The sequence below is a fragment of the Phycicoccus jejuensis genome, from assembly GCF_000720925.1.
Lineage (GTDB): Bacteria > Actinomycetota > Actinomycetes > Actinomycetales > Dermatophilaceae > Phycicoccus > Phycicoccus jejuensis.
The window spans coordinates 1-341 of the sequence record NZ_JOEE01000057.1; the positions used below are offsets into that span (position 1 = coordinate 1).

1 protein-coding gene is annotated in these 341 nt (G+C 66.3%); it reads right to left on the reverse strand.

Features of this window, described 5'->3' with window-relative positions:
• Positions 1-341, reverse strand: a 341-nt coding sequence (locus IG69_RS0119600; RefSeq protein WP_030529843.1) for an IS481 family transposase, incomplete at both ends; no start/stop codon positions are given.

Here is a 341-nt window from a genome sequence, read left to right on the forward strand (position 1 = left end):
GGCAGTGGGGGCGGATGAACTTGTGCTTGGCGCCCAGAGCGGTCATCGCGGCCGCGACGTCGTTGCTCTTGCGGTAGCTGAAGTGGTTGTCGGTGATGACCCGCTCGATGACGGGGATGCCGTGATCGGCGAAGTAGGCCGCGGCACGCTGGATGAAGGCCCCGCAGGTGGCTCCTTTCTCATCGGGCAGGATCTCGCTGTAGGCCAGGCGGGAGTGGTCATCGACCATCGAGTGCACGTAGTCGTACCCGATCCGGGCCTTCTTCTTCGCCGCGCTCGACCCCATCGAGCGGCCGTGGGCGCGCCACCCGCCACCGTCGGGGATCTTCCCGATCTTCTTG